This is a genomic window from Streptomyces megasporus (assembly GCF_000718985.1).
In the GTDB taxonomy this organism is placed as follows: domain Bacteria; phylum Actinomycetota; class Actinomycetes; order Streptomycetales; family Streptomycetaceae; genus Streptomyces; species Streptomyces megasporus.
The window spans coordinates 62570-86687 of sequence record NZ_JODL01000006.1; the positions used below are offsets into that span (position 1 = coordinate 62570).

The window sequence follows — 24118 nt, forward strand, 5'->3', positions numbered from 1 at the left end:
TTGCCGTGACCATGCCCGCTCCCCGTAGAGTGACGCGCACACCGCCGCTGACCACAGGTCAAGGCGTGACGTCCGATACCGATGGACTGCCCCGCACGGAGTCGACGGGGCGCCTTTTCGATCACGAGGGGGTGCCGGTGAGCACTGAGGCCGACCCGGTTCGGGCTCCGCTCCCGCCCGTCGTACCACCGCCGCGCCTCGCCCCGCCGAGGGGGCCGCGAGCAGCGACCGGCGCGCCCCTCATACCCACCGGGCCGCCGACCCCGGTCTTCCGGACCCCCATGCCACCTCCCGTGCCACCCCCGGTGCCGCCCCCCGCGCCGGCCGCCGAGCCGGCCCCGCACCACCCCGTCCGTCGGCCGGGCCGCACCGTCGCCGCGGCCCTCTGCCTCGTCCTCGGCCTCGGACTGCTCGGCGGAGCCGCGGTCGGGACCTGGCTCGGCGACGACCCCGGCGAGCGCACCGCGACCGGCTACGCCGAGGCGCGTGCGCTGTGGCACGAGACCCCCGTCGACACGCTGTTTCCCCGCACACTGAAAGGCGACGGAGCCGGACCGGGAGGAGCCGACCGGCACTGGACCCGGATCGCGGTCGCCCCCGACGGCGACTGCGCGGGCGCCTTCGACCCCCTGCTGGCCAAGGCGCTCGCGCCGGTGGGCTGCGCCCGCCTGCTGCGCGCCACCTACGTGGACGAGACCGGCAGCGGCGTCACCACGGTCGGACTGCTGTTCACCGAGGCGGACGCCAAGGGCATGCGGACCCTGCGCGAGCGGTTCGACCGCGAGGACCTCCAGCGGCGCACCGACCTGATGCCCCGCCCCTACGCCGCCCGAGGCACCGCCGCCGCCCGCTTCGGCGACGCACAGCGCGCGAGTTGGACGATCCGCCCGCTCGTCGACGTCCCGGTCGTGGTCTACGCCGTCTCGGGCTTCGCCGACGGCCGTGCCGTCGGCGATCCACAGCCGGCGGAGGTGGCCGTCCTCGAAGGCCAGACCACCGCCCCCGCCCAGGCGGGCCTCGGCCACGAGGCCCACGGCATCGCCGACCGCGTCGAACGCGGCCTGCGCCGCATCGCCGCCGAGGGAACACCGCAGGACCGATGAAGGCGACAAGAACCCCCGTGAACACCCCCGCGCGCCCCCTCGCCCGCGACGCCCGCGCCATCCGTGTCACGCGCGCCATCCGTGTCACGCGCGCCACCCGTGCCACCCGTGCCACGGTCCTCGCCGTGCTCTCCGTGCTCGCCGTCCTCGGCACGTTCGCGCCGGCCGTCGTCCCCGTGGCGCACGCCGACGACATACGGGACCGGCAGTGGGGCCTGGACGCGGTGGGCGCCCGCGAGGCGTGGAAGACCACCAAGGGCGAGGGCATCACCGTCGCGGTGCTCGACACCGGCGTCGACGCCGACCACCCCGACCTCAGGGACCGGGTGCTCCAGGGCAAGGACCTCGTCGGCTTCGGCGCCCGGAAGGGGGACGACCACTGGGCCCGGCACGGCACCGCGATGGCCGGGATCATCGCCGGACGCGGCCACGGCCCCGGCGACGGCCAGGGCGTCCTCGGCGTCGCCCCCGAGGCGAGGATCCTGCCCGTGCGGGTGCTGCTGGAGGACCAGGACCCGCAGCGGAAGAGGGCCCGCGAGGAACGCGGCGGCGCGCTGGCCGAGGGCATCCGCTGGGCCGCCGACCACGGCGCCGACGTCATCAACCTCTCCCTCGGCGACGACAGCGTCTCCGCCCACCCCGACCCGGCCGAGGACGCCGCCGTGCGCTACGCGCTGAACAAGGGCGCCGTGGTGGTCGCCTCCGCGGGCAACGGCGGGGAGGACGGCGACCGGATCTCCTACCCGGCGGCCTACCCCGGCGTGATCGCGGTGACCGCCGTGGACCGCACCGGCGCCCGCGCGCCCTTCTCCACCCGCCGCTGGTACGCCACCGTCAGCGCCCCCGGCAAGGACGTGATCATCACCTACCCGGACGGCGAGTACTACGAGGGCTGGGGGACCAGCGCCGCCGCCGCCTTCGTCTCCGGCTGCGTCGCCCTGGTCCGGGCCGCCCACCCCGACCTCAGCCCGGCCCAGATCAGGGAACTGATCGCCGAGACCGCGCGGGACACCCCGCCCGGCGGACGCAGCGACGAGCTGGGCACCGGCATCGTCGACCCGGCCGCCGCCATCGAACTGGGCGCGAACGTCGAACCGCGCCGGCAGCGGCCGGTGGCGGAGAAGTACCCCGAGAAGTACTTCGGCCCGGGGCCGGCCCCCGCGGGCGGGTCCGGCGACCTGCTCGCGCCCGCCGCCGCGGCGGCGGGCACGCTGCTGGTGGTGTGCGCCGTGGTGCTGTACCGGGGAGCCCGGACATCGGGACGGGCCGGGCGAGAGCCCCTGGGCTGAGGACGGCTACCCTCGTCGCGTGGCGCTCAAGAACATCCCGGACCCCGGTTTCCCCGACGACGACGGCTCCGCCGACCCCGACCTCGCCGCGGCGCTCGCGGCCTGGGCCGAGGACCGCTCGGCCGAGCCGCGCGTGCTGGCCGCGCTGGCCAAGGCCCGGCTGATGGTTCCGGTGGTCGCCGTGCTGGGCGAGGTGGAGACCGACGTGGGGGTCCCCCCGTCGAAGGCAGGGGGAGGACTGCGTCGGGAGAAGACCAGCGACATGGCGGTGCCCACGCTCAACGCTCCCGGCGGTCGTCGGGCCCTGCCCGCCTTCACCTCCACCGACAGCCTCGCCCGCTGGCGCCCGGACGCCCGCCCGGTCGCCGTCCCCCTGCACCAGGCTCTGAGGGCCGTCGCCCAGGAGGGGGCCGACACCCTCGTGGTGGACCTCGCCGGGCCGGTGACGTACCAGTTGACCGGCCCCGCGCTGCGCGCCCTCGCCGAGGGGCGCACCGAGATCGCCGACCCCCTGGACGACCCGGCCGTCATCGAGGCGTTGCGGAGCGCCCTGGCCGCCGAGCCGGCCGTGAACGCCGCCCGGCTGGGGCCCGGCCGCGGCACCGACGGCGTGCTGGCGCTGCGCCTGGACCCCGGCGCGCCGGCCCGCGAGGTCGCCGGCCGGGTGGCGGCGGCCCTGGCGGAGGACGAGACGCTCCGGGCCCGCCTGGTGCGCGGCCTCGATCTGGCCCTGCTGCCGCCGGACGGCGCCCTGCCGGGCAGGCCGCTGTACGACCGCGCCTGAGACGTCCGAGACGCCTCGGACGTCTCAGGCGCGGGAGCCCCGGTCCGGACGGCCGACCGTCCGGACCGGGGCTCCCGGAAGCGTCGGCCCCGAGGTCAGCGCAGGACCGGGCCGGTGTACTTCTCGCCCGGGCCCTGACCCGGCTCGTCCGGCACCAACGACGCCTCGCGGAAGGCGAGCTGGAGCGACTTCAGGCCGTCGCGCAGCGGCGCCGCGTGGTAGGTGCCGATGTCGGGGGCGGCGGCGGTGACGAGTCCGGCCAGCGCGTTGATCAGCTTGCGGGCCTCGTCCAGGTCCTTGTGCTCCTCGCCCTCCTCGGCCAGGCCGAGGTTGACCGCGGCCGAGCTCATCAGGTGCACCGCGACCGTGGTGATCACCTCGACCGCGGGCACGTCCGCGATGTCGCGGGTCATCGTCTCGAAGTCGGGGGACCGCCCGGCCTCGTGGGACTCGGACGCCCCCGGGGTCTCGGAGGGACCGGGGGGCTCGGGGGAGGACGGGACGCCGCTGGTGTCGCTCATCGTTCTTCGCTTCCTGCTGGACGGTTCGGTCCAGCCTAGGTCCCGCGGGCCGTGTGGACGCACGGCACCCGAGGAGGGACTTTCCGCCAACCCTGGTATGCTGGGGTATCGACCGGTCGGACAGGCGTCCCCGTGAACGTCGCAGACGCGACGGACGCACGGACGGAAGCGGAATCCGACCCGCAAGTGGAGGCTCCAGCGCTCCCACCTGATCGACCTCCGGGTCGGCGGGTCAAAGGTCAGGCTGCGCCCCGCGGTGTACCGCGGCGGTGCTCCCGGTCAGTGAGGAGCCCCGCCTGCGTCCCGTCCGGGGCGTTTTTCGCGTCTTGGTCCGGTGGGTCACACCGAAACCCAAATCGTGCGCGGCTGTCCGCCAGACAACCGCGTGGTGCAACCGAGGAGGCCCCATCAGCGCCGAGCCCCGTATCAACGACCGGATTCGCGTCCCCGAGGTGCGACTCGTCGGTCCCAGTGGCGAGCAGGTCGGCATCGTGCCGCTTGCCAAGGCCCTGGAGCTTGCCCAGGAGTACGACCTGGACCTGGTCGAGGTCGCGGCGAACGCCCGACCCCCGGTGTGCAAGCTCATGGACTACGGGAAGTTCAAGTACGAGTCGGCCATGAAGGCCCGTGAGGCGCGCAAGAACCAGGCGCACACGGTCATCAAGGAGATGAAGCTCCGGCCGAAGATCGATCCGCACGACTACGACACCAAGAAGGGTCACGTCGTCCGGTTCCTCAAGCAAGGGGACAAGGTCAAGATCACGATCATGTTCCGTGGTCGTGAGCAGTCCCGTCCCGAACTGGGCTACCGGCTGCTCCAGCGGCTCGCGGAGGACGTCCAGGAACTGGGCTTCGTGGAGTCCAGCCCGAAGCAGGACGGCCGGAACATGATCATGGTTCTCGGTCCGCACAAGAAGAAGACCGAGGCGATGGCCGAAGCCCGTGAGGCGCAGGCCGCCCGCAAGGCCGGCCGCCGGCAGGAGGCCGAGGCCCCCTCGCAGGAGAGCGCCGAGGCATGACCCGGTGGCCGCCGCGCCGGCCGCCGGTCACAGCGGGATCCCCGGATCCCGGAAGCAACCGAAACAGCTGACGCTTCCGCACGCCGATCCACTCCATGGTCGGCGATGCTGGGGCACCCCCCGGAACGAACCGTTCCGGGGGGAGGCACCGACGAGGAGAGAACGGCGACATGCCGAAGAACAAGACGCACAGTGGTGCACGCAAGCGCTTCAAGATCACCGGCTCCGGCAAGGTGATGCGCCAGCGCGCCGGCCGCCGCCACCTTCTCGAGCACAAGCCGTCCACGCTGACGCGCCGCCTCGCCGGCAAGGTCGAGATGGCTCCGGCCGACGCCAAGAAGGTCAAGAAGCTTCTGGGCAAGTGAGCCCCGCCGTCCGCCGATCCCCGATCCGGCGGGCGAGGACTTCGAAGACCGGGACCCCATCGAACCCCGGGCCGGCGGCGCCGTGACAACGACGGACGGACCACCACGCCGGCCCCGCGACAAGGAGTAATCACGTGGCACGCGTCAAGCGGGCGCTCAACGCCCACAAGAAGCGCCGGGCGATCCTCGAGCAGGCCAGCGGCTACCGCGGTCAGCGTTCCCGTCTGTACCGCAAGGCGAAGGAGCAGGTCACCCACTCCCTCGTCTACAACTACAACGACCGCAAGCGCCGCAAGGGCGACTTCCGGCAGCTTTGGATCCAGCGGATCAACGCCGCGGCCCGCGCCAACGGCATCACCTACAACCGCTTCATCCAGGGCCTGAAGGCCGCCGAGATCGAGGTGGACCGCAAGATCCTGGCCGACCTCGCGGTCAACGACCCGAACGCGTTCGCCGCGCTGGTCGAGGTGGCCCAGAAGGCGCTGCCGAGCGACGTCAACGCCCCGAAGGCCGCCTGACGACGGCACGGGACGTCATCGGACCCGCGGGCGCCGGCGCCCGCGGGTCCGACGTTTGCCCACCCGGCCGTCCCCGCCGTCCGTCCCGCCCCGCTGTCCCGCCGAGAAGCCCACCCCGCCCCAGAAGCGAGAACGCCGCGCCATGGCCGCCGCCCCGGAACTGACCTCCCCGCGCTCCTCCCGCGTCACCGCCGTCCGGCGGCTGGCCCGTCGCAACACCCGAGGCAAGGAGCGCCGCTTCCTCGCCGAGGGGCCCCAGGCCGTACGCGAGGCGGCCGGACACCGCAGCGGCGGCGAGCCCACGCTCACCGAGCTGTTCACCACCCTGGAGGCCGCCGAACGGCACGCCGACGTCGTCGCGGCGGCCCGGGACGCGGGCGCCCGGATCCGCACCGCCACCGACGAGGTGATCGCGGAACTCTCGCAGACGGTCACCCCGCAGGGCCTGGTCGGCGTCTGCCGCTTCCTCGACCTGCCCTTCGACCGCGTCCTGGCCGCCCGCCCCCGCCTGGTGGCCGTCCTCGCCCACGTCCGCGACCCCGGGAACGCCGGAACCGTGCTGCGCTGCGCGGACGCGGCCGGAGCCGACGCCGTGGTGCTCACCGACGCCTCGGTGGACCTGTACAACCCCAAGGCCGTACGCGCCTCCGTCGGCAGCATCTTCCACCTGCCCGTCGTCGTCGGCGTCCCCGTGGAGCGGGCCGTGGCCGGACTGCGCGAGGCCGGGGTGCGAGTGCTGGCGGCCGACGGCGCGGGCGAGCGCGACCTGGACACCGAACTCGACGAGGGGCGCATGGGCGACCCCACCGCCTGGGTCTTCGGCAACGAGGCGTGGGGACTTCCCGAGGAGACCCGCGCGCTGGCCGACGAGGTGGTGCGCGTCCCGATCCACGGCCGGGCCGAGAGCCTGAACCTCGCGACCGCCGCGGCCGTGTGCCTCTACGCGTCGGCCCGTGCGCAGCGCGCGTCCGGAGGGTGCCGCTCCGTCACGCCGAGCTAGTAGGGTGGCGTGCCCGGAGCCCAAGGGGGGTGAGCGGGAATGGACGTGAGGACTCCCGGCGAACGGGACGGCGGTGTGCCCCGGAGCGCGCCCGAGGGCCCGCGGCACGCCGCGGACGTCCCGGACGGTCTCGGCCTGCTCCCCGACGACCTCCCGGACGGACTGGTCGTCGCCGACGCCCGGGGCCTGGTCGTCTGCTTCAACGCCGCCGCCGCCCGCGTCACCGCCCTGTCCCCGGCCGAGGCGCTGGGCCGTCCCATCGAGCAGGTCCTGCCGCTGGAGGATCTCGACGGGCGCCGCTGGTGGCGGGTGACCGACCCCTACGGCGGCCTCGCCATACGCACCGGCCAGCCCGAACGGAACCTCTTACTGCCCGGCGGTCGGGAGGTCCTGGTCTCCGCGCGGTACGTCCGCCCGTACCCCACCGGGCCGGTCCACCGGCTCGTGGTCAGCCTGCGCGGCACCGAGGCCCGGCGCCGCACCGAGCGCAGCCACGCCGAACTGATCGCCACCGTCGCGCACGAACTGCGCTCGCCGCTCACCTCCGTCAAGGGCTTCACCGCGACCCTGCTCGCCAAGTGGGAGAGGTTCACCGACGACCAGAAGCGGCTGATGCTGGAGACCGTGGACGCCGACGCCGACCGCGTCACCCGGCTCATCACCGAGCTGCTGGACATCTCGCGCATCGACTCCGGACGGCTGGAGATCCACCGCCGTCCCATGGACATGGCCGCCGCCGTCGACCGCCACCTGCGGGCGCACATCGCCGCCGGCCAGGACCCCGACCGCTTCGTCGTCCGGATCACCCGGCCGCTGCCCGCGCTGTGGGCGGACCCCGACAAGATCGACCAGGTCCTCGGCAACCTCCTGGAAAACGCCGTGCGCCACGGCGAGGGAACCATCACCATGGAAGTGACGCCGGCACGGACGGAGAGCGGCGACGAGGGAACGGCGGTCACGGTGAGCGACGAAGGCCCCGGCATCCCCGAGGAGTCGATGAGCCGCGTCTTCACCCGCTTCTGGCGCGGCAACAGACGCGGCGGGACCGGACTGGGCCTGTACATCGTCAAGGGCATCGTCGAAGCCCACGGCGGGACGATCACGGTCGGCCGCTCGTCCGCGGGCGGCGCCGAGTTCCGATTTACCCTGCCCGTGGGGACCCCGGCCTTCCTGGCCTGAGAACCCACGGGCGCCTCCGCGTCATGGCGAGACCGTCACGCGCCGTAGACTCGACATTCGGCACCTGCGAGCGGCCCGGTATCCGGCTCCGCCCGGACGAGGTGCCGAGCGCCGAGGCGGAGCGCGAAAGCAGCCAACCGAAAGCACGGGCCAACCGAAAAGCACGGGAAGAGATGTCGGCACCCAACAAGTCGTACGACCCTGTCGAGGTCGAGGCACTGAAACCGGAAGAGATCGACCGGGCACGGGACGCGGCCCTCGCCGCGATCGCGGCCGCGGGGGATCTGGAGGCGCTGCGCGAGGTGAAGGCCGCCCATGCCGGCGACCGCTCCCCGCTGGCCCTGGCCAACCGTGAGATCGGCGCTCTGCCGCCACACGCCCGGGCCGAGGCGGGCAAGCGCGTCGGCCAGGCCCGCGGAGCGGTGGGCCAGGCCCTCAAGAAGCGCCAGGAGGAGCTGGAGGCCGAGCGGGACGAGCGCGTGCTGGTCGAGGAGGCGGTGGACGTCACGCTGCCCTACGACCGCGTTCCGGCCGGTGCCCGTCACCCGCTGACCACGCTCATGGAGCGCATCGAGGACGTCTTCGTCGCGATGGGCTACGAGGTCGCCGAAGGGCCCGAGGTCGAGGCCGAGTGGTTCAACTTCGACGCCCTCAACATCGCCCCGGACCACCCGGCCCGCACGATGCAGGACACCTTCTTCGTCCGGGGCGCCGAGGACGGGGAGGACCGCGACCTCGCCGACTCCGGCGTGGTGCTGCGCACCCACACCTCGCCGGTGCAGATCCGCTCCCTGCTGGACCGCGAGCCGCCGGTGTACGTGATCTGCCCCGGCCGGGTCTACCGCACGGACGAGCTGGACGCGACCCACACCCCGGTCTTCCACCAGGTCGAGCTCCTCGCGGTGGACGAGGGCCTGACCATGACCGACCTCAAGGGCACCATCGAGCACATGGTCCGCTCGTTGTTCGGCGAGGGCCTGGGCACCCGGATGCGCCCGTCGTACTTCCCGTTCACCGAGCCGTCCGCCGAGGTGGACATGGTGTGCTTCGTCTGCCGGGGCGAGTCCGTCGGCAACCCCGACCGCCCCTGCCGCACCTGCTCCTCCGAGGGCTGGATCGAGCTGGGCGGCTGCGGCATGGTCAACCCGCGGGTGCTGACCGCGTGCGGCGTGGACCCGGAGCGCTACAGCGGCTTCGCCTTCGGTTTCGGCATCGAACGGATGCTGATGTTCCGCCACAACGTCGAGGACATGCGAGACATGGTCGAAGGTGACGTCCGGTTCACCCGGCCGTTCGGGATGGAGATCTGATGCGGGCCCCGCTTTCGTGGCTGCGGGAGTACGTCGACCTGCCGGCCGGTGAGACCGGCCGCGACGTCGCGGCGAAGCTGATCGCCGCCGGACTGGAGGTCGAGACCGTCGAACGGCTCGGCGCCGGGCTCGAGGGCCCGATCGTCGTCGGGCGGGTGCTGGCGATCGAGGAGCTGCCGGGCTTCAAGAAGCCGATCCGGTACTGCCAGGTCGACGTCGGACAGGCCAACGGCACCGGCGAGCCGCAGAACATCGTCTGCGGCGCCACCAACTTCGCCGTCGGCGACAAGGTCGTGGTGATCCTGCCCGGCGGCAGCCTGCCCGGCGGCTTCCGGATCGGCGCCCGCAAGACCTACGGCAAGCTGTCGGAGGGCATGATCTGCTCGGCCGCCGAGCTGGGCATGGGCGACGACCACTCGGGCATCATCGTGCTCCCGCCGGAGCACGAGGTCGGCACCGACGCCATCGAGCTGCTGGAGCTGGTGGACGAGGTGCTCGACATCGCCGTCACGCCCGACCGCGGCTACTGCCTGTCCATGCGCGGCATCGCCCGCGAGACGGCCACCGCCTACGGCCTGCCGCTGCGCGACCCGGCGCTGCTGGACGTCCCCGCGCCCAACGAGCACGGTCACCCGGTGACGATCGAGGACCGGCTCGGCTGCGACCGCTTCACCGCCCGCACCGTCACCGGGGTGCGCCCCGAGGCGCGCTCCCCGATCTGGCTCCAGCGGCGGCTGCAGAAGGCCGGGATGCGCCCGATCTCCCTGGCCGTGGACATCACCAACTACGTGATGCTCGAACTCGGCCAGCCGCTGCACGCCTACGACCGCTCCCGCGTCAACGGGGCCATCGGCGTGCGCCGCGCCCGGCCGGGGGAGAAGCTCACCACCCTCGACGGCACCAAGCGCGAGCTGCACCCCGAGGACCTGGTCATCACCGACGACAGCGGGCCGATCGGCCTGGCCGGGGTGATGGGCGGCGCCGACACCGAGATCGCCGACGCGCAGGGCGCCACGGGCACCAGCGAGATCGTCGTCGAGGCGGCCCACTTCGACCCGGTCTCCATCGCCCGCACCGCCCGCCGCCACAAGCTGTCCTCCGAGGCCTCCCGGCGCTTCGAGCGCGGCGTGGACCCGCTGGCCACCTCCGCCGCCGCCCAGCGCACCGTCGACCTGCTGGTGCTGCTGGCGGGCGGCACCGCCGAGGCGGGCGTCACCGAGATCGTCTCGGCCGGCGGCCCGCACACCGTCAAGATGCGCGCCGACCACCCGGACAAGGTCGCGGGCGTGGTCTACGGGCGGGAGACCGTCGCGCGCCGGCTCCAGGACGTGGGCTGCGACGTCTACGGCACCGACGAGCTGACCGTGACCGTCCCCTCCTGGCGTCCCGACCTCACCGACCCCAACGACCTGGCCGAGGAGGTCATCCGGCTGGAGGGCTACGAGAACCTGCCCGCCACCCTGCCGCGCCTGCCGTCGGGCCGGGGCCTGACCGAGCGGCAGCGGCTGCACCGTCGGGTCGGACGTGCCCTGGCCGGGGCGGGCTACGTCGAGACGCCGAACTACCCGTTCGTCGGCGACACCGTCCTCGACCAGCTCGGTCTGGAGAAGGACGACCCCCGTCGCCGCGTCGTGCGGCTGACCAACCCGCTCTCCGACGAGGAGCCGGCGCTGCGCACCACGCTGCTGCCGGGGCTGCTCACCGCGCTGCGGCGCAACGACGGACGCGGCAGCCAGGGGGCGCTGGCCCTGTTCGAGACCGGCCTGGTCTTCCGGCCCACCGGCCAGGAGGTCCCCGCCGTCCGGCTGCCGGTGGACCGCCGTCCCACGGACGAGGAACTCGCCTCGCTGGGCGCCGCGCTGCCCGAGCAGCCGCGCCGGGTCGCGGTGGTCCTGGCCGGAGCGCGCGAGCAGGACGGCTGGTGGGGCAAGGGACGCCCGGCCGACTGGGCCGACGCCGTCGAGGCCGCCCGCACCGTCGCCCGCGAGGCCGGCGTGGAGCTGTTCGTGACGGCCGACCGGCACGCCCCCTGGCACCCCGGTCGCTGCGCCGCGCTCCACGTCGAGATCGACGGCGAGCGCACGCTCGTCGGACACGCCGGCGAACTCCACCCGCGCGTCGTCAAGGCGATGCACCTGCCCGCCCGCACCTGCGCGATGGAGATCGACCTCGATCTGCTGGAGCGGGCCTCCGCCGGGCCGGTGCAGGCCCCGCACGTGTCCGCCTTCCCGCCGGCCACCCAGGACGTCGCGCTGGTGGTGGACGCCTCCGTCCCGGCCGCCGAGGTCGAGGCGGCGCTGCGCGCGGGCGCGGGCGACCTGCTGGAGTCGCTGCGGCTGTTCGACGTCTTCACCGGCGAGCAGATCGGCGAGGGGAAGAAGTCCCTGGCGTACGCGCTGCGGTTCCGCGCTCCCGACCGCACGCTGACCGCGGAGGAGGCCGGCGCCGCGCGCGGGGCCGCCGTGGCGGCGGCGGTCGAGCGGACGGGCGCGGTGCTGCGCGGGGTGTGACGCCCACCGCCCGCGGAAGAACACCACGGCGGGGTGCCCCGGAGCCTTCCGGGGCACCCCGCCGTCGTCGTGCGGTCCGCGCCGTGCGGTCCGGTGGTGGGCGTCGGACGGTCAGGGGGCCCCGACGTCGGCCACCGGCCGGGCGTCAGTCGTAGGTGTAGAAGCCCGCGCCCGTCTTGCGGCCCAGCCGCCCGGCGTCGACCATCCGCTGGAGCAGCGGCGGGGCGGCGTACAGCGGCTCCTTGTACTCCTCGTACATCGAGCGCGCGACCGAGGCGACGGTGTCCAGGCCGATGAGGTCGGAGAGCTTGAGCGGGCCCATGGGGTGGGCGCAGCCCATCTCCATGCCGTTGTCGATGTCCTCGCGGCCGGCCACGCCCGACTCGAACATCCGGATCGCGGAGAGCAGGTACGGGATCAGCAGCGCGTTGACCACGAAGCCCGAGCGGTCCTGGGCGCGGATGGCGTGCTTGCCCAGCAGCTTGGTGACCGTGGCCTCGGCGCGGGCGATGGTCTCGTCGGAGGTGGTCAGCGCGGGGATCAGCTCGACGAGCTTCTGCACCGGCGCCGGGTTGAAGAAGTGGATGCCGATCACCTGGTCCGGGCGGGAGGTCGCCACGGCCAGCTTCACCAGCGGGATGGAGGAGGTGTTGGAGGCCAGGATGGCGTCCGGGCGGGTCACCACCTGGTCGAGGATCTGAAAGATCTCGGTCTTGACCTGCTCGTTCTCCACGACCGCCTCGATCACCAGGTCGCGGTCGGCGAACTCGCCGAGGTCGGTGGTGAAGGAGAGCCGCTCCAGGGCGGCGTCGCGCTCGGCCTCGCTGATCTTGCCGCGTGCGGCGGCCTTGTCGAGGGAGTTCACCAGGCGGGTGCGCCCTATCTCCAGGGCCTCGCCGGTGGTCTCGGCGACCTTGACCTCCAGGCCGGACCGCGCGCACACTTCGGCGATCCCCGAGCCCATCTGGCCGCAGCCCACAACTCCGACGCGTTCGATGTCGGTCACATCGTGCCTTTCGCTGATCTACGGGTCCGTGACGCCGCCCCCGTACGGTTTCGGCCACGGCGCCTCGGCGTCCGACGTTACCCCGCCGCGCGGGGAGGGGGACCGACCGGGGGCGCGAGGCCCGACCCCTGCCGGCGAACCGGCCGGCGCCGTCGTCGGTGGAGGAGCCGGACGGTGTTCGCGCACGAGGGTGTCAAGAGGACGCGACGGCACGGAGGGAGCGTCCGCGCCTCCACTACGTGGAGTTGCCACTCGGTCGCTCAGCGCTCATGATCGGGTGAGGTGTCGTCGGCAGGAGGCAGGCAGGATGGGGCAGCTCTCTCGAAGGACCTTCAGCGCGGTGGCGGCCGGAGTGCTCTCCGGCACGCTGCTGACCGGAAGCGGGGCCGCGGTGGCGCGGGAGGGGCGGGGCGTGAGCGATCGGTACGGGCAGCGCCCCGAACTGCGTGGCATGTGGGTGGCCACCGTCTCCAACATCGACTGGCCGGCGAGGCCCGGACTGAGCGTCGCCGAGCAGCAGGCCCAGTTGCTGGCCCATCTGGACACGGCGGTCGAGCGCCGCCTCAACACCGTGATCCTCCAGGTGCGGCCCACGGCGGACGCGCTGTGGCCCTCGCGTCACGAGCCCTGGGCGCAGTACCTCACCGGAACCCAGGGCAAGGACCCCGGCTGGGACCCGCTGGACTTCGCGGTGCGCGAGGCGCACCGCCGCGAGCTGGAGCTGCACGCCTGGTTCAACCCGTACCGCGTGGCCAACCACGCCGACCCCGAACGGCTGATCGCGAGCCACCCGGCGCGACGGAACCCCGACTGGGTGGTCCCCTACGGGGGGAAGCTCTACTACAACCCGGGGCTGCCCGAGGTCCGCCGCTTCGTCCAGGACGCGATGTTCGACGCGGTGGAGCGCTACGACATCGACGCCGTGCACTGGGACGACTACTACTACCCGTACCCGGTGGCCGGGGAGACCTTCGACGACGACGAGGCGTACGAGCGGTACGGCGGGGGCTTCGCGGACCGGGCCGACTGGCGGCGGCACAACATCGACCTGCTGGTGAGCGAGACGGCCGAGCGGTTGAGGAAGACCAAACCGCGCGTGCGCTTCGGGATCAGCCCGTTCGCCGTGTGGCGCAACAAGGGCACCGATCCGGAGGGCTCCGACACCCGCGCGGGAGTGGAGACCTACGACGACCTGTACGCCAACACCCGCAAGTGGGTGCGTGAGCGCTGGATCGACTACATCGTGCCGCAGGTCTACTGGAACATCGGCTTCACCGCCGCCGACTACGCCAAGCTCGTGCCCTGGTGGGTCGACGTGGTGCGGGGCACCGGCGTGGAGTTGTACATCGGCGAGGCGCTGTACAAGGTGGCCGACCCGGCCCAGGGTCCGGCCTGGCACGATCCGGCCGAACTCTCCCGGCACCTGACGCTCTGCCGGCGGTACCCCGAGGTGCGCGGCAACGTCTACTTCTCGGCGAAGCACGTCGCCGCGGACCCGATCGGGGCGATGACCCGGGTGGTGGAGGAGCACTACCAGGACCGGGTCCGGCCGCCTCGCTAGTCGTCGGTCCTCGCCGGTTCGCCGAGTCCCGTCGTCACGGACGTCGGGGCTCGGCGGTGTGGTGGCGCACCACGGAGTCGGGTCCGGGCGACATCACGGTCTCGTGGCCGTCCTCGAAGCGGACCCGGTACGGCGGCTCGCCGTTCGTCCCCAGCACCTCGACGATCTCCGCGATCCTGTCGGGCCGGCCCACCGTCCTGCCGTGGACCAGCAGCAGGTCACCCTCGTTCGCCTGCATTGAACGCCCCTTTCTGCGGCTTTATGTGGTGTATGCCCGTGTAGGTACCGATTCTAGGTCCGATGGGCGGTTCCGGCGCTTCACGGAACGGTGCGGGGTGCGAGGGACCGACCCGCGGGAACCGTTCGACGCGTCCTCCGCCGGATGTCAGACTCGCCCCATGCACGTGCCGTACGAGATCTCCACCGACCCCGCCCGCCTCGACGCCGCCCGCGTCCACCACTGGCTGTCCACCGACGCCTACTGGGCGCTCGGCCGCAGCCGGGAGAAGCAGGACCGGGCCATCGCCGGGTCGCTCAACTTCGGGGCGTACGACACCGACTCCGGCGAGCAGGTCGGCTACGCGCGCGTGGTCACCGACCGCGCCACGTTCGCCTGGCTCTGCGACGTCTACGTCGCCCCCGCCGCACGTGGCCGGGGCCTGGGGGAGGCGCTGGTCGACGCCGTCCTCGACCATCTGGAGCCCCACGGGCTGCGCCGCGTGATGCTGGCGACCGACGACGCGCACGGCCTGTACGAGCGGGTCGGTTTCCGTCCGATGGACGAGCCGGGGAAGTGGATGGTCCTGGGGGCGCGGTGAGCCCGCGGGGGCGCGAGGAGAACCGGGGAGGGAGTCGGGGAAAGAGCAGGGGAACGGGCTGGAGGAAGAGTCGGGAAAAGGGCCGGAAAGAGGCGCCGCCGGACCGCCGACAAAACGGCTCCACGGCTCTACCATCCGGTGATGCACCTCCGGATCACGCTGCTCGCCGCCGCTCGCAGCTCCTCCCTGCTGGATGTGCGGTTCGAGGACGACCGACCCCTGGACGCCGCCGGATGGCGGGAGGCCGAACGGGCCGTCCCGGCGTACGCGCACCTGGCGGACGCGGAGCTGCGCTACTGTTCGCCGACCCTGCGGTGCAGGGAGACCGGTGAGGTCCTGGGGCTGCGGCCCATCGCGCAGCCCGCGCTGCGCGAGTGCGACATGGGGCGTTGGCGCGGTCGCACCTTCCAGGAGGTGACCGCGTACGAGCCGCGGGCCGTGGGCGTCTGGCTCGCCGACCCCCAGGCGACCCCGCACGGCGGGGAGTCGCTGCTCTCCTTCATCCTGCGGATCGGTTCCTGGCTGGACACCCGGCCGGGCGGCGGCGGTCCGATCGCCGCGGTCGTCGAGCCGACGGTGCTCCGCGCGGCCACGGTCTACGCGCTGAAGGCGCCGCCGCACACCTACTGGCGCGTCGACGTTCGACCCCTGTCGTCGGTCACCCTGGCCGGGCGGGCGGGGGACTGGACGCTCAGCATGGACCACTGAGGGTGCGGCTCCCGCGTTCCGGGGGGACTCTCCGGGCGGTCGATTGCATAAAACTGCCGAGCTACGTATAGTCATGCCATCGACGAGGAGGGAACCGATGGCGGTACGAGCGGCAGTGGCCGGTGCGAGCGGATACGCGGGCGGCGAGATCCTGCGCCTGCTGACCGGGCACCCCGAGGTCGAGATCGGGGCGGTGACGGGCAACTCCAACGCGGGCCGACGGCTGGGCGAACTCCAGCCGCACCTGACGCCGCTGGCCGACCGCGTGCTGGAGCCGACGTCCGTCGAGACGCTGGCCGGGCACGACGTGGTCTTCCTCGCCCTGCCGCACGGCCGGTCCGCGGCCATCGCCGAGCGACTCGGGGACGAGGTGCTGGTCGTCGACTGCGGCGCCGACTTCCGTCTGAGGGACGCGGAGGACTGGGAGCGCTTCTACGGCACACCGCACGCCGGCACCTGGCCGTACGGCCTCCCCGAACTGCCGGGGGCCCGCGACGCGCTGACGGGGTCCCGGCGCGTCGCGGTCCCCGGTTGCTACCCGACGACCGTCTCGCTGACGCTGTTCCCGGCGTTCGCCGCCTCCCTGATCGAACCCGACGTGGTGGTCGTCGCCGCCTCCGGGACCTCCGGCGCGGGCAAGTCGCTCAAGCCCCACCTGCTGGGCAGCGAGGTGATGGGCTCGATGAGCCCCTACGGCGTCGGCGGCGTCCACCGACACACCCCGGAGATGGTCCAGAACCTGTCGTCCGTGGCGGGCGAGCCGGTGACCGTCTCCTTCACCCCGACCCTCGCCCCGATGCCGCGCGGCATCCTCGCCACCTGCACCGCCAAGGCCCGTCCCGGGCTGACCGGCGACCGACTGCGCGAGGTGTACGACAAGGCGCTGGCCGACGAGCCGTTCGTCCACCTCCTGCCGGAAGGGCAGTGGCCGTCCACCGCGGCCGTGTACGGCTCCAACGCGGTGCTGGTCCAGGTCGCGTACGACGAGGCGGCGAACCGGGTCGTCGCCATCGGCGCCCTCGACAACCTCACCAAGGGCACCGCGGGCGGCGCGGTGCAGAGCATGAACATCGCCCTGGGCATCCCCGAGGAGACCGGACTTCCCGTGACCGGGGTCGCCCCGTGAGCGCCCCGCACGCGGGGAACGGCGAGACGACGAACGGAGAGAAACTGTGAGCGTGACCGCGGCGAAGGGATTCACGGCGGCGGGCATCGCCGCCGGGATCAAGGAGAACGGCAACCCCGACCTGGCCCTGGTCGTCAACAACGGGCCGCGTCTGGCCGCCGCCGGCGTGTTCACCTCCAACCGCGTCAAGGCCGCCCCGGTGCTGTGGTCCGAGCAGGTCCTCAAGGGCGGCCTGGTCTCGGCGGTCGTCCTCAACTCCGGCGGCGCCAACGCCTGCACCGGGCCGGCCGGCTTCCAGGACACCCACGCGACCGCCGAGAAAGCGGCCGAGGTCCTCGGCCACAGCGCCGGCGAGGTGGCGGTCTGCTCCACCGGCCTGATCGGGGTCCGGCTGCCGATGGACAAGCTGCTGCCGGGGGTCGAGCAGGCCGCGAAGGCGCTCTCCGCGCACGGGGGAGAGAAGGCCGCCATCGCCATCAAGACCACCGACACCGTCCACAAGACCGCCGTCGCCGAGGGCAACGGCTGGGTCGTGGGCGGCATGGCCAAGGGCGCGGGCATGCTCGCCCCCGGCCTGGCCACCATGCTGGTCGTCCTCACCACCGACGCCGACGTGGACGGCCCCACGCTCGACAGGACGCTGCGCGGCGCGACCCGCACCACCTTCGACCGGATCGACTCCGACGGCTGCATGTCCACCAACGACACCGTGCTGCTGCTGGCCTCCGGCGCCTCCGGCGTGACCCCGCAGGAGACGGAGTTCGCCGAGGCCGTCCGCACCGTCTGCGCCGACCTGGCACGGCAGCTCATCGGCGACGCCGAGGGAGCCTCCAAGGACATCCGCATCGAGGTGATCAACGCGGCCACCGAGGACGACGCCGTGGAGGTCGGCCGCAGCATCGCCCGCAACAACCTCCTCAAGTGCGCCGTCCACGGAGAGGACCCCAACTGGGGCCGGGTGCTCTCCGCCATCGGCACCACCTCCGCCGCCTTCGAACCCGACCGGCTGAACGTCGCCATCAACGGCGTGTGGGTGTGCCGGAACGGCTCCGTCGGCGAGGACCGCGAACTGGTGGACATGCGCTACCGCGAGGTGCGCATCACCGCCGACCTGGCCGCGGGCGACGCCTCCGCCGTCGTCTGGACCAACGACCTCACCGCCGACTACGTCCACGAGAACAGCGCCTATTCCTCATGAGCACCCGTAAACACAAGGTCCTGCCCAAGGCCGAGACCCTCATCGAGGCCCTGCCCTGGCTGACCCGCCACCACGGAAAGACGGTCGTCGTCAAGTTCGGCGGCAACGCCATGGTCGACGAGGAGCTGAAAGCCGCCTTCGCCCAGGACGTGGTCTTTTTGCGGCACGCCGGACTCAAGCCGGTCGTCGTCCACGGCGGCGGCCCGCAGATCAACGCCCACCTCGACAAGCTGGGGCTGGTCTCGGAGTTCAAGGCCGGCCTGCGGGTCACCACCGACGAGGCGATGGACGTCGTGCGGATGGTGCTGGCCGGTCAGGTGCAGCGCGAGCTGGTCGGCCTCCTCAACCGGCACGGCCCCATCGCCGTCGGCATGACCGGCGAGGACGCGCACACCATGACCGCCACCAAGCGCTACGCCGAGATGGACGGCGAACGGGTGGACATCGGCCGGGTCGGGGAGATCACCGAGGTCGACACGGGCGCCGTCCAGGCGCTGCTGGACGACGGCCGCATCCCGGTGATCTCCTCCATCGCCCGCAGCGCCGACGACGGCGACGGCAACGGGGTCTACAACATCAACGCCGACCTCGCCGCCGCCGCGCTCGCCGCCGCCCTCGGTGCCGAGACGCTGATCGTCCTCACCGACGTCGAGGGGCTGTACGCGGACTGGCCGAACAGCGACGAGGTGATCAGCCGACTCACCGCGAGCGAGCTGGAGAAGCTGCTGCCGGACCTGGCCAGCGGAATGGTCCCCAAGATGGAGGGCTGTCTGCACGCCGTGCGCAACGGCGTCAACACCGCCCGCGTCCTCGACGGGCGCGTCCAGCACTCCATCCTGCTGGAGATCTTCACCGACGAGGGCATCGGAACCATGATCGTGCCGGACGAGGGGGAACGGGAATGAGCACCGCCGACAGCACCGCCGATACCGCTGACACCGCCGACGGCACCGGCGAGACCGCCAACGCGCGCCTCACCCGGCGCTGGCGGGGCGCGCTGATGGACAACTACGGCACCCCCAGCGTCCCGATCACCCGCGGGGAGGGCGCCCGGCTGTGGGACGCCGACGGCAGGGAGTACCTGGACTTCGTCGGCGGCATCGCCGTCAACTCCCTGGGCACCGGGCACCCGGCGGTCGTGCGGGCCGTCTCCGAGCAGATCGCCACGCTCGGCCACGTCTCCAACCTGTTCATCGCCGAGCCCCCGGTCGCCCTGGCCGAACGGCTGCTGGGCCTCTTCGGCCGGCCGGGCCGCGTCTACTTCTCCAACTCCGGCGCGGAGGCCGTCGAGGCCGCCTTCAAGATCGGCCGCCGGACCGGACGCACGCACATGGTCGCCACCGTCGGCGGCTTCCACGGCCGCACCATGGGCGCCCTGGCGCTGACCGGCCAGTCCGCCAAGCGCGACCCCTTCCTGCCGCTGCCGGGCGAGGTCACCCACGTCCCCTACGGCGACGTCGCCGCGCTGCGCGAGGCCGTCACCGAGGAGACGGCCCTGGTGATCCTGGAACCGATCCAGGGCGAGATGGGCGTCGTCGTCCCGCCCGAGGGCTATCTGGCCGCGGCCCGCGAGATCACCGCCGCCACCGGCACCCTGCTGGTGCTCGACGAGATCCAGACGGGCATCGGACGCACCGGCCACTGGTTCGCCTGCCAGGAACAGGGCGTCGAGCCGGACGTCGTCACCCTCGCCAAGGGGCTGGGAGCCGGACTGCCCATCGGCGCCACGGTCGCCTTCGGGGCGGCGGCCGAGCTGCTGGCGCCCGGCCAGCACGGCTCCACCTTCGGCGGCAACCCGGTGTCCTGCGCGGCGGCGCTCGCCGTCCTGGACACCATCGCCGACGAGGGCCTCCTCGACCACGTCAAGCGTGTCGGCGGCCGGCTGCGCGAGGCCGTCCGGGCGTTGGGCCACCCGTTGGTGGACCAGGTCCGCGGCGCGGGGCTGCTGCTGGGTATCGTACTGACCGAACCCGTCGCGCCTCGGGTGCAGCAGGCGGCCCAGGACGCGGGCTTCCTGGTGAACGCGTGCGCCCCGGACGTCGTTCGGCTCGCCCCGCCCCTGATCATCGGCGAGGACGAGGTGGACGCGCTGGTCCGTGCCCTCCCCGACGTCCTCGACGCCGCCCACGGGATCCGACGAGCCGGAGATTGACGAGACGATGACCGAGGCGCAGGAGAACAACCACGGGGGACCGGCCGTACCCCACACGCGTACGGCCCGGCACCGCCGGATCGTGGAGATCCTCGGCCGTGAGCCGGTCCGCTCCCAGAGCCAGCTCGCCAAGCTCCTCGCCGACGACGGGCTGAGCGTCACCCAGGCGACGCTCAGCCGGGACCTCGACGAACTGGGCGCGGTGAAGATCCGCAACACCGGCGGCGAGCTGATCTACGCCGTGCCCGGCGAGGGCGGCGACCGCACCCCCCGGGCCCCGCTGGGGGAGTCCGCGAGCGAGGCCCGGATGGCGCGGCTGGCGGGCGAACTGCTCATCTCCGCCGAGGCCTCGGCCAACCTCGTGGTCCTGCGCACTCCGCCCGGCGCCGCCCAGTTCCTCGCCTCGGCCATCGACCAGGCGGAGGTCCACGAGATCATCGGCACCATCGCGGGCGACGACACCGTGCTGCTGATCAGCCGTCACCCCACCGGCGGCCAGGCCCTGGCCGACCACCTGCTGCGCCTGGCGCAGCGGAACTCCCCGCAGCGGAACGCCAACTAGCCGGCGGGGCACGGGAATCGGGCGGAGCCTCTCCGGCCGGCTCCGGGGCACGCCGTCCGGCGTTCTCTCAGGACGCGGTCTTCCACTCCTCGGCCAGCAGCGCCCAGACCTGGAGGTCGTGACGCCGCCCGCCCAGGGCGAACACGCCACGCAGGGTGCCCTCGTGCGTCATGCCCAGCCGCTGGGCCACCGCGATGCTCGGGGTGTTCTCGGGGGAGACCAACCACTCCACCCGGTGCATGCCGCGGGCGCCGACCGCCCAGTCGATCATGCGACGGGCGGCGGTGGTGACCAGACCGCGTCCCCGCGCCTCGGGGGCGAGCCAGGCCCCCAGTTCGCAGGAGCCCCCCTCGGCGTCGAACAGCCGGAACATCATGCCGCCGACCAGCGCGCCGTCGAGCCGGATGCCGTAGAGGCGACCCTGGTCGGCGGCCTGCTTGTCGGCGTAGCGCTGGAGGAAGGCCCGCGCGGACTCGGTGTCGACGACGGAGCGCGCCCACGGCAGCCAGGGGGCGAGGTGGTCGCGCGCCCGGTCGGTGTGCGCGGCGAACTCCGCCGCCTGCCAGGGCTCCAGGGGGCGCAGTTCCGCCCCGTCGCCGAGCGGGGTGCTGAGCATGGGGACTCCTCGGGGTCGCGGTGGGCACCGCCGTCGGCGGCCGTGGCGACCGGGGCGCGGTCGGGGTGCGGTGATCGGTGCGCTGTCACGGTAACCACCTCCGCCGTGCGGCACCATCGGGTACGGCCGTGCCCGTCCCGGTCCGGACGTCTCGGTCCGAACGGCGCTGCTCCGGGCGCCGCCCCGGACGGCGCGTCGGCAGCCGGGTGAGCACCGGAGCGGCGCCGTCCGTGTGCTCGTCCGCGCCGTCCGGTGGAAGGTTTCCCCACGCCCGTCCGTCCCGCCGCGCGGGGGAGTCCCGTCGGATGGTCACGCGGGGGTGGGCGGCAGGGGCAGGGGTAGGCCGGGGAGGCCGTCGATGCTGGTGGCGATGTGCTCCTTCTTGTGGAAGTAGGCGTCCAGGGTCTCGTCCGTCTCACGCGCGAAGCGGGAGCCGTGGAGCGGACGGTCGCCTTCGTAGGTCATCAGGGGGACGGCGTACCCGCAGGTGTCGCGGATCAGCTCGGCGGTGACGACGACGATCGCGCGCAGGCCGTGCCGGCTGTGGTCGATGTCGGGGAAGTGGGCGAGCAGCTCGTTCCACCGCGGGTCGTCGCGGAAGACGGGCTCGCCGCGGCCGTGGACGCGCACGATGTCGGGCGGCCCGGAGAAGGCGCACCACATCAGGGTGATCCGACCGTTCTCCCGCAGGTGGGCGATGGTCTCGGCGTTGGAGCCGGCGAAGTCCAGGTAGGCGACGGTGCGCTCGTCGAGGACGGCGAGGGAGCCCGTCAGCCCCTTGGGGGAGAGGTTGATCGTGCCGTCCTCGGACAGGGGCGCGGTGGCGGTGAAGAAGACGGGCTGTGCCTCGATGAACTTCCGCAGGCGGCCCTCTATGCGGTCGTGTGTCTTTCCCATGTCCACATCATGTCCGGGCGTGCGCGTGCGCGGTGGGGGATTCGGACGCAGGCTGGGGTCATGGGAGTCACGGGAGAACGCTTCGAGGTACGGGTGCGCCGGGTGTACGAGGAGGCCGCGCCCGACGACGGGAAACGGGTGCTGGTGGACCGGCTGTGGCCGCGCGGTCTGGCGAAGGAGAGGGCCGAGCTGGACGAGTGGGTCAAGGACGTCGCCCCCTCGGACGGACTGCGCCGCTGGTACGGGCACGACTCCGATCGCCACGCGGAGTTCGTCGAGCGCTACCGGGCGGAGCTGGCCGAGCCCGAGCGGCACGAGGCGGTGGAGCGGCTGCGGGAACTGGCCGGGGACGCGCCGCTGACCCTGCTGACGGCGACCAGGGAGGTGGACCGCAGCCACCTCCCGGTCCTGGCCGAGGTGCTGCGGAACACCCCGGACCCGACCGGCTGAGCCGGACCGGCGCCCGAGCGGCACGGGTCGGGCCGCGTTCCGCCCCGGCGCGCTCACCGCGCCGACCGGCGGTCCCGCGCCGGCGAGGCCGTCCTTTGACGAACCATACGGTGGAGTGCATACTTATGCCAGTCGCCGTATGCATCGTAAGGAGCCCTCCGTGACCGAGCGCGTCGTACTCGCCTACTCCGGTGGTCTGGACACCTCCGTCTGCATCGGCTGGATCGCCGAGGAGACGGGCGCCGAGGTCATCGCCGTCGCCGTGGACGTCGGCCAGGGCGGGGAGGACCTGGACGTCATCCGCAAGCGCGCGCTCGCCTGCGGTGCGGTGGAGGCCGAGGTCGCCGACGCCAAGGACGAGTTCGCCGACGAGTACTGCCTCCCGGCGATCAAGGCCAACGCGCTCTACATGGACCGCTACCCGCTGGTCTCCGCCCTCTCCCGGCCGGTCATCGTCAAGCACCTGGTGGCCGCTGCGCGGAAGCACGGCGCCGACACCGTCGCCCACGGCTGCACCGGCAAGGGCAACGACCAGGTGCGGTTCGAGGCGGGCATCGCCTCCCTCGCGCCCGACCTGAACTGCATCGCGCCCGTGCGGGACTACGCCATGACCCGCGACGCGGCCATCGCCTTCGCCGAGAGCAAGGGCCTGCCGATCGAGACCACCAGGAAGTCGCCGTACTCCATCGACCAGAACGTCTTCGGACGCGCCGTGGAGACCGGCTTCCTGGAGGACATCTGGAACGCGCCGATCGAGGACGTCTACGACTACACCGAGAACCCGGCCACCCCGCGCGAGGCCGACGAGGTGGTCATCACCTTCGACAAGGGCGTCCCCGTCGCCGTCGACGGCCGGCCCGTCACCGTCCTGCAGGCCATCCAGCAGCTCAACGAGCGCGCCGGAGCCCAGGGCATCGGCCGGATCGACATGGTCGAGGACCGACTCGTCGGCATCAAGTCCCGCGAGGTCTACGAGGCCCCGGGCGCCATCGCGCTGATCACCGCCCACCAGGAACTGGAGAACGTCACCCTGGAGCGCGAACTGGCCCGCTACAAGCGGCAGGTCGAGCAGCGGTGGAGCGAACTGGTCTACGACGGCCTGTGGTTCTCCCCGCTCAAGCGGGCCCTGGACGGGTTCGTCGCCGAGGCCAACGAGCACGTCTCCGGCGACATCCGGATGACCCTGCACGGCGGCCGGGCCGTCGTCACCGGCCGGCGCTCCCAGGAGTCGCTGTACGACTTCAACCTGGCCACCTACGACACCGGCGACACCTTCGACCAGTCGATGGCCAAGGGTTTCATCGAGATCTTCGGCATGAGCAGCAGGATCGCCGCCAAGCGGGACCTCGGGCAGTAACCTGCCCTCCACGGCAGCCGCCGCACCGCCCGCCTTCCTCCGCCCCGCGGCGGGGAGGCGGGCGTCTTC

At 72.9% G+C, this 24118-nt stretch carries 25 protein-coding genes; 20 read left to right on the forward strand and 5 right to left on the reverse strand.

Annotated features, from left to right (window positions below):
• Window positions 1–305: 305 nt before the first annotated feature.
• From IF47_RS0107960 to IF47_RS0107970, 3 genes are all read left to right on the forward strand, one after another.
• On the forward strand, window positions 306–1103 hold the full coding sequence (locus tag IF47_RS0107960; protein WP_051717242.1) for a hypothetical protein: 798 nt from the start codon (window positions 306–308) through the stop codon (window positions 1101–1103).
• Window positions 1104–1180: 77 nt separating this feature from the next.
• Window positions 1181–2392, forward strand: coding sequence for a type VII secretion-associated serine protease mycosin (gene mycP / locus IF47_RS0107965; RefSeq protein WP_031507613.1), 1212 nt, complete (start codon window positions 1181–1183; stop codon window positions 2390–2392).
• Window positions 2393–2411: 19 nt separating this feature from the next.
• Complete coding sequence (locus tag IF47_RS0107970; protein ID WP_031507614.1) at window positions 2412–3176, forward strand: SseB family protein; 765 nt, start codon at window positions 2412–2414, stop codon at window positions 3174–3176.
• Window positions 3177–3271: 95 nt separating this feature from the next.
• On the opposite strand, the gene IF47_RS0107975 is transcribed toward IF47_RS0107970, so the two are convergent.
• A complete protein-coding gene (locus tag IF47_RS0107975; protein WP_031507615.1) occupies window positions 3272–3697 on the reverse strand; it encodes a DUF1844 domain-containing protein in 426 nt (141 codons plus the stop codon).
• 326 nt (window positions 3698–4023) lie between these two features.
• Here IF47_RS0107975 and infC point away from each other — a divergent pair, with 326 nt between their 5' ends.
• The 7 genes from infC (at window position 4024) to pheT (ending at window position 11598) form a co-directional block, all read left to right on the forward strand.
• The gene (gene infC, locus IF47_RS0107980) at window positions 4024–4716 is read left to right on the forward strand and encodes a translation initiation factor IF-3 (protein WP_078591658.1); all 693 of its coding nucleotides are present in this window, start codon (window positions 4024–4026) and stop codon (window positions 4714–4716) included.
• 170 nt (window positions 4717–4886) lie between these two features.
• Window positions 4887–5081: a 50S ribosomal protein L35 gene (gene rpmI / locus IF47_RS0107985; protein ID WP_031507617.1), complete on the forward strand. Its 195-nt coding sequence runs from the start codon at window positions 4887–4889 to the stop codon at window positions 5079–5081.
• Between the two features lie 134 nt (window positions 5082–5215).
• A complete protein-coding gene (gene rplT / locus IF47_RS0107990; RefSeq protein ID WP_031507618.1) occupies window positions 5216–5599 on the forward strand; it encodes a 50S ribosomal protein L20 in 384 nt (127 codons plus the stop codon).
• A gap of 142 nt (window positions 5600–5741) precedes the next feature.
• Window positions 5742–6599: a TrmH family RNA methyltransferase gene (locus IF47_RS0107995; protein WP_031507619.1), complete on the forward strand. Its 858-nt coding sequence runs from the start codon at window positions 5742–5744 to the stop codon at window positions 6597–6599.
• Window positions 6600–6638: 39 nt separating this feature from the next.
• Window positions 6639–7778, forward strand: a complete 1140-nt coding sequence (locus IF47_RS0108000) for a sensor histidine kinase (protein ID WP_031507620.1) — start codon at window positions 6639–6641, stop codon at window positions 7776–7778.
• A 173-nt stretch (window positions 7779–7951) separates the two neighbouring features.
• On the forward strand, window positions 7952–9088 hold the full coding sequence (pheS, locus tag IF47_RS0108005; RefSeq protein WP_031507621.1) for a phenylalanine--tRNA ligase subunit alpha: 1137 nt from the start codon (window positions 7952–7954) through the stop codon (window positions 9086–9088).
• Entirely contained in the window at window positions 9088–11598 is a 2511-nt protein-coding gene (gene pheT / locus IF47_RS0108010) for a phenylalanine--tRNA ligase subunit beta (RefSeq protein WP_031507622.1), read from the forward strand. The genes pheS and pheT overlap by 1 nt, the downstream gene beginning before the upstream one ends.
• A gap of 145 nt (window positions 11599–11743) precedes the next feature.
• On the opposite strand, the gene IF47_RS0108015 is transcribed toward pheT, so the two are convergent.
• Complete coding sequence (locus IF47_RS0108015; RefSeq protein WP_031507623.1) at window positions 11744–12604, reverse strand: 3-hydroxybutyryl-CoA dehydrogenase; 861 nt, start codon at window positions 12602–12604, stop codon at window positions 11744–11746.
• A gap of 307 nt (window positions 12605–12911) precedes the next feature.
• Between IF47_RS0108015 and IF47_RS0108020 the strand changes: the two genes are divergently transcribed.
• A complete protein-coding gene (locus tag IF47_RS0108020) occupies window positions 12912–14165 on the forward strand; it encodes a glycoside hydrolase family 10-like protein (RefSeq protein ID WP_031507624.1) in 1254 nt (417 codons plus the stop codon).
• Window positions 14166–14199: 34 nt separating this feature from the next.
• Here the strand turns inward: IF47_RS0108020 and IF47_RS0108025 are convergent, their stop codons facing one another.
• On the reverse strand, window positions 14200–14403 hold the full coding sequence (locus tag IF47_RS0108025) for a DUF1918 domain-containing protein (RefSeq protein WP_031507625.1): 204 nt from the start codon (window positions 14401–14403) through the stop codon (window positions 14200–14202).
• A 160-nt stretch (window positions 14404–14563) separates the two neighbouring features.
• Here IF47_RS0108025 and IF47_RS0108030 point away from each other — a divergent pair, with 160 nt between their 5' ends.
• The 7 genes from IF47_RS0108030 to IF47_RS0108060 all read left to right on the forward strand — a co-directional run bounded on the left by IF47_RS0108030 (window position 14564) and on the right by IF47_RS0108060 (window position 20729).
• Window positions 14564–14983 carry a GNAT family N-acetyltransferase gene (locus IF47_RS0108030; RefSeq protein ID WP_031507626.1) on the forward strand — a complete coding sequence of 140 codons (420 nt, stop codon included), beginning with the start codon at window positions 14564–14566 and terminating at the stop codon, window positions 14981–14983.
• Window positions 14984–15124: 141 nt separating this feature from the next.
• Window positions 15125–15691, forward strand: coding sequence for a histidine phosphatase family protein (locus IF47_RS0108035; RefSeq protein ID WP_031507627.1), 567 nt, complete (start codon window positions 15125–15127; stop codon window positions 15689–15691).
• 97 nt (window positions 15692–15788) lie between these two features.
• Entirely contained in the window at window positions 15789–16817 is a 1029-nt protein-coding gene (argC, locus tag IF47_RS0108040) for an N-acetyl-gamma-glutamyl-phosphate reductase (RefSeq protein WP_031507628.1), read from the forward strand.
• 46 nt (window positions 16818–16863) lie between these two features.
• Window positions 16864–18015, forward strand: a complete 1152-nt coding sequence (argJ, locus tag IF47_RS0108045; protein ID WP_031507629.1) for a bifunctional glutamate N-acetyltransferase/amino-acid acetyltransferase ArgJ — start codon at window positions 16864–16866, stop codon at window positions 18013–18015.
• Entirely contained in the window at window positions 18012–18920 is a 909-nt protein-coding gene (argB, locus tag IF47_RS0108050; RefSeq protein WP_031507630.1) for an acetylglutamate kinase, read from the forward strand. Before argJ ends, argB begins: the two co-directional genes overlap by 4 nt.
• Complete coding sequence (locus IF47_RS0108055; RefSeq protein WP_051717244.1) at window positions 18917–20167, forward strand: acetylornithine transaminase; 1251 nt, start codon at window positions 18917–18919, stop codon at window positions 20165–20167. Before argB ends, IF47_RS0108055 begins: the two co-directional genes overlap by 4 nt.
• Window positions 20168–20174: 7 nt before the next feature.
• Window positions 20175–20729: an arginine repressor gene (locus IF47_RS0108060; protein ID WP_031507632.1), complete on the forward strand. Its 555-nt coding sequence runs from the start codon at window positions 20175–20177 to the stop codon at window positions 20727–20729.
• A 67-nt stretch (window positions 20730–20796) separates the two neighbouring features.
• Here IF47_RS0108060 and IF47_RS0108065 read toward each other — a convergent pair whose 3' ends face one another.
• The gene (locus tag IF47_RS0108065; RefSeq protein ID WP_031507633.1) at window positions 20797–21345 is read right to left on the reverse strand and encodes a GNAT family N-acetyltransferase; all 549 of its coding nucleotides are present in this window, start codon (window positions 21343–21345) and stop codon (window positions 20797–20799) included.
• Window positions 21346–21654: 309 nt separating this feature from the next.
• Complete coding sequence (locus tag IF47_RS0108070) at window positions 21655–22242, reverse strand: pyridoxamine 5'-phosphate oxidase family protein (RefSeq protein ID WP_031507634.1); 588 nt, start codon at window positions 22240–22242, stop codon at window positions 21655–21657.
• Window positions 22243–22302: 60 nt separating this feature from the next.
• Here IF47_RS0108070 and IF47_RS0108075 point away from each other — a divergent pair, with 60 nt between their 5' ends.
• The gene (locus IF47_RS0108075; protein WP_031507635.1) at window positions 22303–22692 is read left to right on the forward strand and encodes a DUF488 domain-containing protein; all 390 of its coding nucleotides are present in this window, start codon (window positions 22303–22305) and stop codon (window positions 22690–22692) included.
• 160 nt (window positions 22693–22852) lie between these two features.
• Entirely contained in the window at window positions 22853–24049 is a 1197-nt protein-coding gene (locus IF47_RS0108080) for an argininosuccinate synthase (protein ID WP_031507636.1), read from the forward strand.
• The last annotated feature ends 69 nt before the right edge of the window (window positions 24050–24118 follow it).

Excerpts from the sequence above, each read along its gene's own strand:
- IF47_RS0107975 (WP_031507615.1), bottom strand. The coding sequence starts at position 3,697 with ATGAGCGACACCAGCGGCGTCCCGTCCTCCCCCGAGCCCCCCGGTCCC.
- rpmI (WP_031507617.1), top strand. The coding sequence starts at position 4,887 with ATGCCGAAGAACAAGACGCACAGTGGTGCACGCAAGCGCTTCAAGATC.
- IF47_RS0107995 (WP_031507619.1), top strand. The coding sequence starts at position 5,742 with ATGGCCGCCGCCCCGGAACTGACCTCCCCGCGCTCCTCCCGCGTCACC.
- IF47_RS0108000 (WP_031507620.1), top strand. The coding sequence starts at position 6,639 with ATGGACGTGAGGACTCCCGGCGAACGGGACGGCGGTGTGCCCCGGAGC.
- pheS (WP_031507621.1), top strand. The coding sequence starts at position 7,952 with ATGTCGGCACCCAACAAGTCGTACGACCCTGTCGAGGTCGAGGCACTG.
- pheT (WP_031507622.1), top strand. The coding sequence starts at position 9,088 with ATGCGGGCCCCGCTTTCGTGGCTGCGGGAGTACGTCGACCTGCCGGCC.
- IF47_RS0108020 (WP_031507624.1), top strand. The coding sequence starts at position 12,912 with ATGGGGCAGCTCTCTCGAAGGACCTTCAGCGCGGTGGCGGCCGGAGTG.
- IF47_RS0108025 (WP_031507625.1), bottom strand. The coding sequence starts at position 14,403 with ATGCAGGCGAACGAGGGTGACCTGCTGCTGGTCCACGGCAGGACGGTG.
- IF47_RS0108030 (WP_031507626.1), top strand. The coding sequence starts at position 14,564 with ATGCACGTGCCGTACGAGATCTCCACCGACCCCGCCCGCCTCGACGCC.
- IF47_RS0108035 (WP_031507627.1), top strand. The coding sequence starts at position 15,125 with ATGCACCTCCGGATCACGCTGCTCGCCGCCGCTCGCAGCTCCTCCCTG.
- argC (WP_031507628.1), top strand. The coding sequence starts at position 15,789 with ATGGCGGTACGAGCGGCAGTGGCCGGTGCGAGCGGATACGCGGGCGGC.
- argB (WP_031507630.1), top strand. The coding sequence starts at position 18,012 with ATGAGCACCCGTAAACACAAGGTCCTGCCCAAGGCCGAGACCCTCATC.
- IF47_RS0108055 (WP_051717244.1), top strand. The coding sequence starts at position 18,917 with ATGAGCACCGCCGACAGCACCGCCGATACCGCTGACACCGCCGACGGC.
- IF47_RS0108060 (WP_031507632.1), top strand. The coding sequence starts at position 20,175 with ATGACCGAGGCGCAGGAGAACAACCACGGGGGACCGGCCGTACCCCAC.
- IF47_RS0108065 (WP_031507633.1), bottom strand. The coding sequence starts at position 21,345 with ATGCTCAGCACCCCGCTCGGCGACGGGGCGGAACTGCGCCCCCTGGAG.
- IF47_RS0108070 (WP_031507634.1), bottom strand. The coding sequence starts at position 22,242 with ATGGGAAAGACACACGACCGCATAGAGGGCCGCCTGCGGAAGTTCATC.
- IF47_RS0108075 (WP_031507635.1), top strand. The coding sequence starts at position 22,303 with ATGGGAGTCACGGGAGAACGCTTCGAGGTACGGGTGCGCCGGGTGTAC.